A 13714-nucleotide genomic window follows, 5' to 3' on the forward strand; every position below is an offset into this window, starting at 1 on the left:
GGACCGCCCATGAATAACCGCCGATTCGCAAGAACCGCAGGCTGGCTGGCCTTGCCGTGCCTGGTCGCGGCAGGCCTGTTGGCCTGGTATGTCACCCGCGAGCCCGCCTCGCCCTTCGAGCAGGAACAGGCCGCGGCGACCCGCTTCGACCCCGCCTTGGTGAGCCGCGGCGAGTACGTCGCCCGGGTCAGCGATTGCGTGGCCTGCCACAGCCTGCCGGGCAAGGCGCCCTTCGCCGGCGGCCTGGAAATGGCCACGCCGCTGGGCGCCATCCACGCCACCAACGTCACCCCCGACCGGGATACCGGCATCGGCGCCTACAGCCTGGCCGACTTCGACCGCGCCGTGCGCCATGGCGTCGCCCCGGGCGGTCGGCGGCTCTACCCGGCGATGCCCTACCCGTCCTACGTCAAGCTCAGCGACGATGACATGCGCGCGCTGTACGCGTTCTTCATGAAAGGCGTGCAACCGGTCAGCCAGCCCAACGTCCCCAGCGCTATCCCCTGGCCGCTGAACATGCGCTGGCCCATCGCGCTGTGGAACGGCCTGTTCGCCCCGAGCACGCCCTACGCGGCCAAGCCTGCGCAGGATGCGTTGTGGAACCGCGGCGCCTACATCGTCCAGGGGCCGGGCCACTGCGGCAGCTGCCACACCCCGCGCGGCCTGGCGTTCAACGAGAAGGCCCTGGACGAGTCCGGCGCGCCGTTCCTCGCTGGCGCCCTGCTCGACGGCTGGTACGCCCCCAGCCTGCGCCAGGACTCCAACACCGGCCTGGGCCGCTGGAGCGAGCCGCAGATCGTGCAGTTCCTCAAGACCGGGCGTAACCAGCACGCGGTGGTCTACGGCTCGATGACCGAGGCGTTCAACAACTCCACCCAGTTCATGGCCGACGAGGACCTGGCCGCGATCGCCCGCTACCTCAAGTCGCTGCCCGGCGATCCGCAGCGCGACGGCGCGCCCTGGCAGTACCAGGCCGTGTCCGCCGCCACCCGCCTGGACAGCCCCGGAGCCCATACCTACGTGACCCGCTGCGCGTCCTGCCACGGCCTGGACGGCCAGGGCCAGGCCGAGTGGATGCCGCCTTTGGCGGGCGCCACTTCGGCACTGGCCAAGGAAAACGCGTCGGCGATCAACATCACCCTCAACGGCTCGCAGCGCATCGTCGCCGCCGGCGTGCCGGATGCCTACCGCATGCCGGCCTTTCGCGAGCAATTGTCGGACCGGGAAATCGCCGAGGCCCTGAGCTTCGTGCGCGGCACCTGGGGCAATTCGGGCGGCGCGGTCGACGCGCAAGCGGTCGGCAAGCTGCGCGGGCATACCGACCCGGCCAGCAGCAGCCCGATCATCCTGCACATGCGCTGAAAAAAGGAGCGAGGTGCTGGCGATCCCCTTGGCCAGGAGCGGATCCGCCAGCAACCCCTCCCATGAACAACCGAGGTCCCCATGGAAAGCATCGATCTACTGGTCCTGAGCACCGCCCATGACTGGCTCCAGGCCGGTCACCGCGTGCTGCTCGCCACCGTGGCCCGCACCTGGGGCTCCTCGCCCCGCCCCGTGGGCTCGATGATGGCCCTGCGCGGTGATGGTCGGGTGGTCGGCAGCGTGTCGGGAGGTTGCATCGAGGACGACCTGATCCACCGCTACACCAACGCCTATGGCGGCAATGGCCTGCCGGACGGGCCGCCGCAGGTGGTGCGCTACGGCATCAGCGCCGACGAAGCGCACCGCTTCGGCCTGCCCTGTGGCGGCACGCTGGAGCTGATCCTCGAATTCACCCCCTCGAGGATTGCCCTCGAACAACTGCTGGCGCAGCTCAACGCCGGCAAGCTGGTGCGCCGCAGCCTGGACCTGGGCAGCGGCCAAGTGTCCCTGACCATCAGCGCTACCCCGGAGCAGTTCGTCTTCGATGGCCGGCAGATGGTCAACACCCTGGGCCCCGGCTACCGCCTGCTGCTGATCGGGGCCGGCGCGCTGGCCGAATACCTGGCGACCATGGCGCTGTTCAACGGTTTCCGGGTCGCGGTCTGCGACCCCCGCCCCGAATACATCGGCGGCTGGAGCGTGGCGGGCGTGGAGCAGTTGGTTGGCATGCCGGACGACATCGTCCGCGAATTCGCCCCGGACCTGCGCACCTGCATCGTCGCCGTCAGCCATGACCCCAAGCTCGACGACCTGGCTCTGCTCGAGGCCCTGCACAGCCCGGCCTTCTACATCGGCGCCATCGGTTCGCGGCGCAACAGCCAGCTGCGCCGCGAGCGCCTGATCGAACACTTCGGCGAAACCGAAGCCTCGCTCCAGCGCCTGCACGGCCCCATCGGCATCTACATCGGCAGCAAGACCCCCGCCGAGATCGCCGTGAGCGTCATGGCCGAGATCCTCGCCGCCAAGAACAGCGTCGCCCTGCCCCGCACCTTTGACGTTTCGAACGCCAAGCAGGCCCGCGAGCAGCTCGACTCCGTGGCGGCACTTTGAGTCACGCCCTCCCCTAGACCGCCAGAACGCTGCAAGACGCCTGGTACAGGATATGTTCGGTGGTGCTGCCCAAGAGCTTGGCCAGCCCGCGGGACTGGTTTCTGCCCATCACGATCACATCCACACCCTGGGCGTGGGCAAACTCGCTCAGCACCGAGACGGGCTGCCCCCTGATGAAGTGTCGACACTCGGATGGCACGCCATAACGTTCGGCCAGCCTGAGGAAAGACTTTTCCAGATCCTCGCGCAGCTCCCGGGTAAGCCCCCCCAGGGTCAGGTCGACGCCGCCCATATCCGCCAGAAAGGCCGCGGAAATATCACAGGCATACAGCAGATGTAGCTCGGCCTCGCACTGCAATGCCAGGCCGGCGGCCTGATGGATGATCCGCTCATTGAGGTCGTTGTCCGCAGGCTCGGTATCCGACACCTCGACCGCTGCCACGATCTTGCGAGGCAAGGCGTCGCCATTCCCGCCAATCAGATAGACCGGTATCGGGCAGTGGCGCAGCAAGTGCCAGTCCAGAGGGGTGAAGAATGCGCGCTTGAGCTTCGGCTCATGCTGTATCTGCTTGATCAACAGGTCGGGTTGCATTTCCACGACATGGTCGAGGATGTCTTGCTCCATGTCATCGACCCATGCCACCTCCGTTGTCACCGCGAGCCCCTTGCCATGCAGGTCTTCCACCTGGGCCTCGAGCCAGTCGCGCTGGCCCTGCAAGTAACTTTCCCGGGCCTTTTTCCGGTCGCCCTCTTCAAGCAACGACAGAATATCCAGAGACCTCATCAAGGCCGCGATATGCAGGCTCGCCCCGCTGGCCTGGGCCAGGGCGGCAGCGTGTCCTATGGCGTGGGAATGGCGTTGAGCCGGATTGATGATCAGCAGCAACCGTTGATACTGGCTCATGATCTACCTCCAGACAGGTGGGTCTTCGGCGTCAGACGCCCATTGATACAGGCATCCGCGTCAATCCAGATTCCTCCCTTAGCGCCTCCAGGGTGCTGATCCATGTCAGATCCCCGCGCAATGCGCCGACATGATCAATAATTCATCAATGGGCCCCCTCGCGGCTGACCACACGTCAGTTGGCCTGCTCCACGACCGGACCGCTTGATACAGATCAAACGCGCACCACCGGCCGGAGGCAGGATCGCAGCAAGGTTTCACGGCCACAGACGCGCTGCCGTTACCTGCCATTACCCACGGGAGATTTGTCATGTCCGAGCAATCACGTTTCATGCTGGTCGTCTCGCCGCTGATGGAGAACAGCCCCGCCTTCGATCGGGCCGCCGCCCTGGCCAGGGCCGAAGACGCAGCCCTGCACATCGTCGCCTTCGACTACCTGGAAGGCCTGGCCACGGCCAGCCTGGTCAACGAACAGGCCCTGGAGCAGATGCGCCTGGGTTATGTCGAACGCCATCGCCAATGGCTCGAGGAACAGGCCCGCCCGATGCGCAAACTGGGGCTGACCGTCACCACTGAAGTGATATGGGTCGAAAGCCCGCTGCAGGAAATCCTGACGCACCTCAAAGAACAGCCCATGGCCCTGCTGATCAAGGCCCTGGAGCATCAATCGCGGCTGTCGAGGGTGTTCTTCACGCCCCTGGATATCCACTTGCTGCGCGAGTGCCCGGTGCCCCTGCATTTTGTCAGCCACCTGCAGCATGCATTGCCGCGCAAGATCGTCGCAGCGGTCGACCCGTTCCATCGTGATGACCAGTACCAGGACTTCAACGACCGGATACTGCATGAGGCGACCAAACTGGCCAGCGCCTGCAACGCCGAGCTCGACGTGGTCTATGCCCATGACCTGTCCTCTATCGGCGCGGACGAATTCAACTTTGACCAGAGCTCGACGTTTTTCTCGACAAGCAAGGCCAAGACCCTGTTCGACGCACAGGCCGCAGCCTTCGACGAACTGGCCGAACGCAACGGCATTGCGCCGGAACGCCAGCACATGATCATGGGCAGCCCGGCCAAGGTCCTTGCCAGTTACGTCGCAGCCTATGACATCGACGTGATTGTCATGGGCAGGGTTGGCCATCGCGGCGGCTTGGGGCGCCTGATCGGCAGCACGGCGGAGCAGCTGCTGTACCAGCTGCCTTGCAGCGCATGGGTGGTGTCGCCCCAGGTGCTGATGGCTGAATAACGCCCTTGTCAGGATGCTTGCCCGCGCGCGCCAGGCCGGCCACCTCGCGGCTTTACCAGTCAGTCAGCCCGCGCGGCGCGCCAGTTGCGTGAGGTAGGCACAGAACATGTCTGCCATTGCGTCGGCGTAGGTCTGGATCTCTGCGGCGGTGCGCGGGCTTTCTGAAAAGTCCTTGCCCACGCTGCTGAGGGTGGTGGTGATCAAGTCGGCGGCCAGGGCGCGGGTGGCCTGCGGCGCCTCGGGCAGCGCCTCCTCCATGAAAGCCTGGAAGATCCGCTCCCCTTGCGCCTTCACGGCCTGCGCTTCGGGGGCGTCGCGGTACAGCGGCGCGGCGTCGTTGAGCGCTACACGCATCCTGGCTTCCTCGCACTCGGACTGGATAAACACCCGGACCAGCACCCGCAGCCGCTCCAGCGGGGCTTTGCCACCCTCTTCGAGGATGCCGCGCAGCATCTGCGTGGTCTGTTGCCACTCATCGCTTTGCAGGCGGAACAGGATCGCCGCCTTGTTCGGGAAATATTGATACAGCGAACCGATGCTGACGCCGGCCTTCTCGGCCACCCGCGCGGTGGTGAAACGCTGCGCGCCTTCCTTGGCCAAAACCTGAGTAGCGGCTTCCAGAATCGCCGCCACCAGCTCCGTCGAGCGTGCCTGTTTAGGCGCTTTGCGCGAGGAAACCTGCGGGGTCCGGCGGTTGCTCATGATGGCCCGACAGGGCCGCAGCCAATGCGAATAGCGCAGGGGGTCACTTGCTCATATCCTCTGAATGCGACGAATTGATCGCATTTTAGCCACGCGCCGCAAGGCGTCAACTTCGGACGGGATGCCCCCATGACCAGCACATTGACCACCTCCCCACTCGCGCCCCTGCTCGATCGCCTGTTCGAGCAGGCCGATACGGCGACCAGCCCGGCCGTCGCCGGCATCTCCCGCGAGGAACGCGAACGCCTGATGCACAGCAAGACCGAATACCTGGATTTCTATGGCCGCCTGAAAGACCTCTGGCTGCCCGTTTCCCGCGAGACCGGCGAGCTGCTGTACATGCTGGCGCGCAGCACCCGGGCCCGGCACATCGTCGAGTTCGGCACCTCGTTCGGCATCTCGACCCTGCACCTGGCGGCGGCCATCCGCGACAACGGCGGCGGCCGCCTGATCGGCAGCGAGTTCGAGGCGTCCAAGGTGGAGCGGGCGCGCCAGCACCTGCTCGAAGGTGGTCTGGCCGACCTGGTGGAAATCCGCGAGGGCGACGCCCTGAAGACCCTGGCGGTCGACCTCCCCGAGTCCATCGACCTGCTGCTGCTCGACGGCGCCAAGGCGCTGTATGCCGATATCCTGGCCCTGGTCGAAAGCCGCCTGCGGCCGGGCGCGCTGATCGTCGCCGACAACACGGACTACTGCCCGGACTACCTGGCCCGGGTCCGTTCGCCCGCCAGTGGCTACCTGTCCGTGCCCTTCGGCGGCGACGTGGAACTGTCAATGCGGTTCGCCTGAGTCGCCCCTGGAAGGCGAGGCCCCGGTCAAGATCAGGACCTGATCACCCGCGACTTTGCCACTGAGTCGCGCCACTGCCGCTCAGCGATCCTCGCGCCCTTCCCCCTCCAGCGGATGCTGCGCGAGGTAGCTGTCGACGGCATCGCCGATGGTCGGGAAGAACGCCGCTTCGCCGAAGCGTGCGAACAGCCCGAACCGCTTCAGCTTGTCCTTGACCGGGTCTTTCATCTGGGCCACGCACAGCTTGATGCCGGCCTGGTGCAGGGTGTCGTCCAGTTCCGCCAGCATGTCGGCGGACGTCACGTCGACGCTGGTGACCGGTTCCGCCGCCACCACCAGCCAGCGCACCGGCGTTGGCGAGGCCGCCACGGCGTCCAGCACCCGGTCATGGAACAGCTCGGCATTGGCGAAGAACAACGGGGCGTCCCAGCGAAACAGCACCACGCCGGGGATCAGGCGCGCGTCGGGATAGCGCGTGATGTCGTGATAACCCTTGACCCCTTCCGCCCGGCCCAGGACCGCCGAGTAAGGGCGCCAGCCATCCCACAGGAACTCGATGACGGCGATCACGATGGCCAGGCCGATGCCCTCGATCGCGCCCAGCACGGCCACGCCGATGGTGCAGACGATGGACAGCCAGCACTCCCATTGCTGGATGCGATAAATCCGCCGCAGGTCGCTGACTTCGATCAGGCCGATGGCCGATGCGATCACCACCGCGGCCAGGGCGCTGGTGGGCAGATCTTCCAGCAGGTTCGGGGCCAGCATCAGCAGCAAGGCTACGGCCAGGGCGCCTATGACTCCGCTCACCTGGGTCCTGGCGCCAGCGGCCTCGGCCACGGGGGTGCGCGACGAGCTGCTGCTGATGGCAAAGCCCTGGAAAAATCCGGCCGCCAGGTTGGCCACGCCAAGCCCGACCATCTCCTGGTTCGGGTCGACGTAGGTGCGGGTCCGCGCCGCGTAGACACGGGACAGCACGCTGGTATCGGCGAACGAAACCAAGGCCACCGCGCAGCCGCCGATCAGCACCGGGCCGATATCGGCGCGGCTGATCCAGGGGATGGCGAACGCCGGCAGGCCTTGTGGCAGAGAACCCAGGACCGACACACCGGCGGTTGCCGCAAGGTCCAGCACAGCGACAGCGACCGTCGCCGCGGTGACGGCGATCAGAATGCCCGGCACCCGCTTACTGTTCTTGAACAGCAGGATCACCGCCAGGGTCGCCGCGCCGACCATGAAGGCGGTCCAGTTGGTCCTGCCTTCCAGCACTGCTGTGGCAATGGCCCACAGGTTGCTCAGCGGCCCGTTGGCCTCGACCGAAAAACCGAAGAACTTCGGCAGTTGGCTGATCAAGACCGTCAGCGCGATGCCGTTCATGTAGCCGTAGCGGATCGGCTTGGAAAGCAGCTCGGTGACAAACCCCAGGCGCGCGATGCCGGCCAGGATGCACACCGCCCCGGCCACGATCGCCATCATCCCCGCCAGGGCGACCGCGCGCTGCGGGTCACCGCCGGACAGTGGCAGGACCACGGCGAGGATCACCGCGGCCAGCGAAGAATCCGGCCCCAGTACCAGGATCCGGCTGGGGCCGAACAGCGCATAGGCGAGCAACGGCACGATGGTCGCGTAGAGGCCATAGATGCCGGGCAGCCCCGACGCCACCGCGTAGGCGATGCCGACAGGCACCAGCACCGTGGTCAGCACCAGCCCGGCCACGAAGTCGTGACGCAACCAGGCCACGCGGTATTCGCGCAGCATACGCAGCCCCGGCAGCCAGCGGCTCCAGCGATGCTGTTCGTCGCCGGCGTCCCGGCGGGCAATCCGGCCAGGTTCCGGGACGGGCGGAGAAGACCCCGAATGGTTCATCGGACGCTGGCCTTGGCGGGTAGATGGGCTGATGCCTGGTGCTCAGAACTTCTGCGGAACCCGTCGCAACGGATGGTCCGATTCCCGATAGCCGCCCGGCTTCTGGCGTTTGGGCAACACCACTTTCTCCCGTGGTACTTCCTTGTAGGGAATGCGGCTGAGCAGGTCGCTGATGATATTGAGACGCGCGCGGCGCTTGTCGTTGGAGTCGGCCACCAGCCAGGGCCCATGTTCGGTGTCGGTGGCCTTGAACATCGCGTCGCGGGCACGGGAATAGTCATACCAGCGGCTGTAGGACTTGACGTCCATCGGCGTCAGCTTCCAGATTTTGCGCCCGTCCTTGATCCGTGCTTCGAGGCGGCGGGTCTGTTCTTCCTGGCTGACTTCCAGCCAGTACTTGAGCAGGATCACGCCCGAGTCGACGATCGCCCGCTCCACCAGCGGCACCGCCTTGAGGAAGCCGTCCGCCTGCTCTTCGCTGCAAAAGCCCATCACCCGCTCGACACCCGCGCGGTTGTACCAACTGCGGTCGAAGATCACCACTTCGCCCGCCGCCGGCAGGTGCGGCAGGTAGCGTTGCAGGTACATCTGGCTTTTCTCGCGATCGGTCGGTGCCGGCAGCGCCACCACCCGGAACACCCGCGGGCTCAGGCGTTCGGTCAGGGCCTTGATGGTCCCGCCCTTGCCGGCGCCGTCGCGTCCCTCGAAGACGATGCAGATCTTGATGCCTTTTTCGCGCACCCACTCCTGCAGCTTGACCAGCTCCACATGCAGCCGGCGCAGCTGATCCTCGTAGTCTTTTTTGCTCAGTTTCGCAGGTTCTGCGGGAACGCCCTTGGTGGCACCCTTTTTGTTTTTTGCCATGACCGGAACCTCATGCTCGCTTTCATCGATCGCGTGAGTCTAGTCGAGGATCCGGCCTCCACAGGGCGGCCCAGCTCTCGCCGCCGCTCAGCCAGACGCCTTGCTCGCCGCCAGATAGGGCGCCAGGCGGCGCGCCATTTCTTCGCCGAGGGCCTGCAGGCCGCTCATGGGACGGACCATCACCTCGAACTCGACGATCTTGCCGGCTTCGTCGAAGCGGATCAGGTCGATACCCTTGATCTGCCGCTCGCCAACCCGCGCGCTGAACTCCAGCACCACGCTCAGGCCATCGGCGGTGACCAGTTGACGGTGATAGGCGAAGTCGCTGAACACCTTGAACACGGTATTGAGGATGGTCGAGACCACCGGCGCACCCGGATAAGGCGTATGGGCCATGGGCGAACGGAATACCACCTTCGAATCCAGCAGGTCAGGCAAGGCGCCCAGGTCACCCTGGGCCAGCATGGCGTGCCAGCGTTGCAGGGAGGCGGCGGCCTGGGGATGCAGTTTCAGATCGGACATGGTGTTCTCCTGTCGCTTGCAAGGGGTGGACCGGGGAGCTGTCGTTCGACGGCGATTGACCGAGCCACCATAAGCGCCGGGCGCCGCGCGCAACAATGATCGCAAGTGACACTTGACTGATCGCAACGAGCAATCCGCGTGCTGGCTTTCTTCAGGGCTGGCAGAGCTGCTCGAACAATTTGGCGTGCCGCGGGAAGCGTTCGCTGAGCTGGTGCTTGCAGCCCAGCTGCATGTCCGCGTAGTCGAACCCGGGGCACACCGCTTCGCTGATCAGGCCGTAGCCCGCTGCGCCGGGCAACAGCCGCGAGGCCTTCCATACATCGCCGGGAACGTGAAGCTGCAAGCACTGGCCGGCCCGCACGTCGCTGCCCATCACCCGGGTTTCCAGGCGGCCATCCGGGAACACCAGGCAGTATTCGAGGGCATCGCCGAGGTGGAAGTAATGCAGGATGTCGGACTGGTTCAGATGAAAGTGACCGATGGGCGAATCCCCGGTCAGCAGGTAATAGATGGAGCTCATCAAGTACCGCTGCCCGCCCGCGCTGGCGAGCATCGGCCGCTGGTCCGTCTGGAAGGTCCGGCGGTAGTAACCGCCTTCCGTGTGCGGTTCCAGATTGAGGGCGGTCAGCAGTTGTCGGGCGCTGCAAGCAGGCGTGGGCGGGAGCGGGTCAGTCATGTCGGGGTCACAGGTCGGGGAGTTGCTCCCAGCGTAGCAGCGCCTCGCCCTGGCGCTGGCCCGACCTGGCGCATGAATGGCAGGTCGGGCCCTGGTCACTTACGCTCACCGTGAGCTGGCTACCTTGCCGAGCGGCGCAGGCTTGCGCGACACGTCCTTGCTCCGGCGCAGGTAGCGCACGACCCAGACCAGCAGCATACCAAGGCTCAACAGCAGCGGAACCGCGGCGATATTGAGCATCTTCAAGGTCCTTCCAAGTTCATCGATATCGGCGTTCAGCTGGTATTGCACCTCGCGCAGTTCCTTGCGAATGCGGGTTTTCTCCTGCATGAACTGGCGCACCGTCGCCTGCTGTTCGGCGCTGAGGGTCTCGCCCTTGTCCGGCGAGCCCTGCAACTGCTGCAGCTTGCCTTCGGTTTCCTCGAGACTCTCCTCGAGGGCGAAGCGCTTGGCGCGGAAGCTGGCTTCGGCCTCGCGGCGCAATTGCTCCACCACCACGAACGGACGACTGTAGGGGCCGCGCGAGCGCAGGCTGTTCAGGGCGTCCGAACCGGCGAGGTTGTCCAGGGTATTGAGCACGAAGGAGGCGTTGTCGGCCCATGGCCGTGCTGCCGGACGCCCGTTGACGTCCTGCATTTCCAGCCACATCCGGTCGCTCAACAGGTCCGTATCGGCCACCACCACCAGGTTGACCTGCTGCGCCTCCTTGAGGCCGTCCTTGCGACCCTCGATGCCGTCGGCAAAGGCCGTGCTTACCGGGCCTTGCACCCGGGCGGCGATCACGTAACGCTGGCTGGGCTGTTCCTGGTCGCGCAACATCTGTTTACGGTCGGCTGGCTTGTCGAAACGGTCCGCCTCGAAGGCCTTGGCCGAGTCGGAGCTGTACATCAGCGGTGTGAAGTGCGTGCTGGCTCCGGCCACTGGTTCGAGGATGCCGGCGGTGGTCAGGGCAATGAACTCCAGCCCGGCGGTACTCGGGTCCTGTTGGCTCAAGGCGGCTTGCGGCACACCCAGGGTGAACGGCCGCGGCAGCGGACGCCCGTCCTCCTCGGAACTCTCCAGCAAGGCATAGAGGTTGTCCCCCACGACCTTGCCCGACTGCATATGGATGCCCCAGGCCTTGAACAGCGGCTCGAGATTGGAGGACTTGTCCTTGCTCTGGATGCCAAAGTACTCCTCGCCGGAGTCCTGTTCGCTGTAGGGATCGATGAAGGCCACCAGCTTGCCGCCGCGCAACACGAACTGGTCGATGGCGTACAGGGTCGGCTGCGAGAGTTTTTTCGGGTGCAGCAACATCAGGATGTCGACGTCTTTCGGGATGTCCTGGGTATCGGGCTTGAGCTGTTGCAGATCGAACTCCTGACGCAGCTCCTGGATCAGCATCCACGGCTCGGTCTTGCTCTGCGTGCGGATATCGAAGCCACCGTTGGCCGGCAGGCTGCTCAAAAGGCCCAGGGTTGGACGCTTGGGGTTGGCCAGGGTTTGCAGCAAGCGGCTGATGTCGTACTCGAGGAACTCTTCCTGGTCCGGCGCGAAAAACTCGATCGCCTGGGCGTTGTTCTGCTCATCGGTACCGGCCAGGCCGAAATACACCGGCGCCCCGCCCTGCCCCAGCGGCACGGCCTGCAGGCCGAACTCGGCGGCCTTGTCCTCTTCCGCGGAAAACGGCAGCGGGTCGATGACATGCAGGCGGATCTTGCCGTCGGCCTCGCGCTCGTAGACTTTGAGCAGTTCCTGGACCCGCTGGGCATAGCCGCGCATTGGCACCAGTTCCTTCGAGCCGCTGTCGGAAAAGTAGAAATACAGGTCGAGCGGTTGTTTCAGCTCCGCGAGAATCTGCCGGGTGCCGGCGCTGATGGAATAGAGCTTGTTCTGGGTCAGGTCGAGCCGGACACCGGTGAGCAGCAGCCCGGTCGCCAGGTTGAAGGCCAGGAACAGCAAGGCAATCAGCAACAGACCGGAAGTGGAATACAGCATGCGTTTCATCGAATCGTCCTCACTCGGCTTTCTTCAGGTTGACCGTCACCACCGTGGCCATCAGCCAGGCGACGATCACGCTGAGGAAATACAGCGGATCGCGCAGATCGATCAGTCCTTTGCTGATCGCGCCGAAATGCGTCAGCAGGCTCAGCGAGGCCAGCAAGTCCAACAGCCATTGCGGTGCCCACGGGTTGAGTGCATCCAGCACCAGGGAGAAACCGCAGGCAACGAACAGGAAACACACCATGAAGGCGAGGATCAGGGCAATCACCTGGCTCTTGGCCATGGCCGACATGCAGGAGCCGATCGCCAGGTAGGTGCCGGCGAGCAACCAACTGCCCAGATAGCCGGTCAGTATCACGCCGTTGTCCGGGTTCCCCAGGTAATTCACGGTGAGCACCATGGGCAGGGTCAGCAACAGGGTGATGCCGGCGACAACCCAGGCGGCGAGGAACTTGCCGACCACCGCTTCGAAACAGCTCACCGGCAGGGTCATCAGCAATTCGATGCTGCCGGACTTGCGCTCCTCCGACCACAGGCGCATGGCCAGGGCCGGCAGCAGGAACAGATAGAGCCAGGGATGGACGTCGAAGAACGGCGCCAGGTCCGCCTGGTTGCGCTCGTAGAAACTGCCCAGGTAGAAGGTGAAGACGCCCGAGAGCACCAGGAAGATCTCGATGAACACGAAGGCCAGCGGCGTGGCGAAATAACTGCCCAGCTCACGTTTGAAAATTACCGGTAACTGTCTCATGCCGACTCTCCCCGGGTCAGGGTCTGGAAGACCTCGTCAAGACGACCCTGCTCCAGTTCCAGGCGCTTCATCTTCCAGCCACGCGCGGTCACCAGCGCGTTGACCTGAGGGAAAATCACCTCGCCGGGCCGCGCCAGCAGCGTCAGGCTGCCCTCTGCCGGGTTCTCCTCGACGCCCGCCACACCCGGCAATACCACCAGGGCCAGCAGGTCCAGCGGCTCGTCGGCCTGCAAGGTCACCGCCTGGCGATAGCGCGAACTGCGCTCCAGCTCATACGGCGTGCTGTCGGCCAGCAAGCGGCCATTGCTGATGATCAGGGCACGGTTACAGACGGCCGAGACTTCTTCGAGGATGTGGGTCGAGATGATCACAATCTTGTCCTGGCCCAAGTCCTGGATCAGTTGGCGAACCAGTTGCTTCTGGTTCGGGTCGAGGCCGTCGGTGGGTTCGTCGAGAATCAGCACCCGCGGATCGTGGAGGATCGCCTGGCCCAGGCCGACCCGGCGGGTGAAGCCCTTGGACAAGGTTTCGATGGTCTGCCGGCGGACGTCACCGAGCTCCAGCAGGTCGATCACCCGGTCCACCCGTTCACGCTTCTGCGCACCGCGATAGCCGCGAACACTGGCAATGAACTCCAGAAAGCCCTGTACCGCCATGTCGCTGTAGCTGGGTGCGCCTTCCGGCAAGTAGCCCATCTGCTGCTGGGCATGACGGGTCTGGGTGCGGATGTCGAACCCCAGGATGCTCGCGGTGCCGGAGGTCGGCGCCAGAAAGCCGGTGAGCATTTTCATCGTGGTGGATTTGCCTGCACCGTTTGGCCCAAGAATCCCCAGAACTTCTCCCGGGCCGATATGACAGGACAGATCGTCGACCGCGACCTGCCCGGAAAAAGACTTGGTTAGTTTGGATATTTCGATCATGGCTTCCAGGTTCAGCAAGAGAAGT

At 65.0% G+C, this 13714-nt stretch carries 13 protein-coding genes; 4 read left to right on the forward strand and 9 right to left on the reverse strand.

Annotated features, from left to right (window positions below; genetic code table 11):
* Positions 1–9 precede the first annotated feature (9 nt).
* Positions 10–1362, forward strand: a complete 1353-nt coding sequence (locus AC07PQ_RS21385; RefSeq protein ID WP_493186280.1) for a c-type cytochrome — start codon at positions 10–12, stop codon at positions 1360–1362.
* Positions 1363–1443: 81 nt separating this feature from the next.
* Positions 1444–2472 carry an XdhC family protein gene (locus AC07PQ_RS21390; protein ID WP_493186279.1) on the forward strand — a complete coding sequence of 343 codons (1029 nt, stop codon included), beginning with the start codon at positions 1444–1446 and terminating at the stop codon, positions 2470–2472.
* Positions 2473–2485: 13 nt separating this feature from the next.
* Here the strand turns inward: AC07PQ_RS21390 and AC07PQ_RS21395 are convergent, their stop codons facing one another.
* Complete coding sequence (locus AC07PQ_RS21395) at positions 2486–3376, reverse strand: universal stress protein (protein ID WP_493186278.1); 891 nt, start codon at positions 3374–3376, stop codon at positions 2486–2488.
* 310 nt (positions 3377–3686) lie between these two features.
* On the opposite strand from AC07PQ_RS21395, the gene AC07PQ_RS21400 reads away from it, so the two are divergent.
* Complete coding sequence (locus tag AC07PQ_RS21400) at positions 3687–4619, forward strand: universal stress protein (RefSeq protein ID WP_493186277.1); 933 nt, start codon at positions 3687–3689, stop codon at positions 4617–4619.
* Between the two features lie 63 nt (positions 4620–4682).
* Here AC07PQ_RS21400 and AC07PQ_RS21405 read toward each other — a convergent pair whose 3' ends face one another.
* The gene (locus AC07PQ_RS21405; RefSeq protein ID WP_493186276.1) at positions 4683–5321 is read right to left on the reverse strand and encodes a TetR/AcrR family transcriptional regulator; all 639 of its coding nucleotides are present in this window, start codon (positions 5319–5321) and stop codon (positions 4683–4685) included.
* Positions 5322–5450: 129 nt separating this feature from the next.
* On the opposite strand from AC07PQ_RS21405, the gene AC07PQ_RS21410 reads away from it, so the two are divergent.
* Complete coding sequence (locus tag AC07PQ_RS21410) at positions 5451–6110, forward strand: O-methyltransferase (protein WP_007925674.1); 660 nt, start codon at positions 5451–5453, stop codon at positions 6108–6110.
* Positions 6111–6191: 81 nt separating this feature from the next.
* Here AC07PQ_RS21410 and AC07PQ_RS21415 read toward each other — a convergent pair whose 3' ends face one another.
* The 7 genes from AC07PQ_RS21415 to AC07PQ_RS21445 all read right to left on the reverse strand — a co-directional run bounded on the left by AC07PQ_RS21415 (position 6192) and on the right by AC07PQ_RS21445 (position 13689).
* Positions 6192–7976, reverse strand: coding sequence for a SulP family inorganic anion transporter (locus AC07PQ_RS21415; RefSeq protein WP_493186275.1), 1785 nt, complete (start codon positions 7974–7976; stop codon positions 6192–6194).
* A gap of 42 nt (positions 7977–8018) precedes the next feature.
* Positions 8019–8840 carry a polyphosphate kinase 2 gene (gene ppk2, locus AC07PQ_RS21420; protein ID WP_493186274.1) on the reverse strand — a complete coding sequence of 274 codons (822 nt, stop codon included), beginning with the start codon at positions 8838–8840 and terminating at the stop codon, positions 8019–8021.
* Positions 8841–8927: 87 nt separating this feature from the next.
* Complete coding sequence (locus AC07PQ_RS21425) at positions 8928–9362, reverse strand: nuclear transport factor 2 family protein (protein WP_007925678.1); 435 nt, start codon at positions 9360–9362, stop codon at positions 8928–8930.
* A gap of 151 nt (positions 9363–9513) precedes the next feature.
* Positions 9514–10038 (reverse strand): cupin domain-containing protein, encoded by a 525-nt coding sequence (locus AC07PQ_RS21430; RefSeq protein ID WP_007925679.1) that lies wholly within the window; start codon positions 10036–10038, stop codon positions 9514–9516.
* A gap of 105 nt (positions 10039–10143) precedes the next feature.
* Positions 10144–12024 carry a GldG family protein gene (locus AC07PQ_RS21435; protein ID WP_493186273.1) on the reverse strand — a complete coding sequence of 627 codons (1881 nt, stop codon included), beginning with the start codon at positions 12022–12024 and terminating at the stop codon, positions 10144–10146.
* A gap of 10 nt (positions 12025–12034) precedes the next feature.
* Positions 12035–12769, reverse strand: a complete 735-nt coding sequence (locus tag AC07PQ_RS21440) for an ABC transporter permease subunit (RefSeq protein WP_007925681.1) — start codon at positions 12767–12769, stop codon at positions 12035–12037.
* Entirely contained in the window at positions 12766–13689 is a 924-nt protein-coding gene (locus tag AC07PQ_RS21445; protein ID WP_007925682.1) for an ABC transporter ATP-binding protein, read from the reverse strand. Before AC07PQ_RS21445 ends, AC07PQ_RS21440 begins: the two co-directional genes overlap by 4 nt.
* Between the last annotated feature and the right edge of the window lie 25 nt (positions 13690–13714).

This window comes from Pseudomonas sp. GW821-FHT09E12 (assembly GCF_059416085.1).